General features: G+C 80.8%; 1 pseudogene. It reads left to right on the top strand.

From position 1 onward, the window contains the following. Nucleotides 1-484: pseudogene (locus tag ABD323_RS38785) on the top strand (hypothetical protein); the annotation flags it as partial.

Raw genomic sequence — 484 nt, 5'->3', positions numbered from 1 at the left:
GGACGCTGCCGAGCTGGCCGGGCGCACCGCCGCCGACGCCGAGGCGCTCGGCGAGAGCGCCCGGCAGGCCGCCGTCCGGATCGCCGCCGAGGCCGCGGCCGCCGCCGAGGCGCTGCGCTCGCTGGCCGCCGAGCAGTTGGAGCAGGCCACCGGCGCCGCCGAGGCCGTCCGCACGGAGGCCGCCGAGGAGGCGCAGCAGCTGCGCGACGAGGCCACCGAGGTGCTGGAGCAGGCACGCCTGGAGGCCGCCGGCGCCACCGCCGCCGCCACCGCCCGCGCCGCCGAGCTGGTCTCCAGCGCCGAGGACGAGGCCGCCGCCGTCCGCCAGTCGGTGGCCGGCCTGCACGAGGGCGCCGCCCAGCAGGTGGCCGAACTGGTCGAGCGCGCCGAACGGGAGAACGCCGAGGCCCGCGAGCTGGCCGAGCGCGAGCTCGCCGAGCAGCGGGCGACGGCCGAACAGGACGCGGCCGAGCTGCGCACCTGG

This window comes from Kitasatospora nipponensis (assembly GCF_039528135.1).
Taxonomy (GTDB): domain Bacteria; phylum Actinomycetota; class Actinomycetes; order Streptomycetales; family Streptomycetaceae; genus Kitasatospora; species Kitasatospora nipponensis.
Note: the sequence above shows the minus strand (reverse complement) of the source record. Positions and strands in the feature narration are given on the sequence as shown.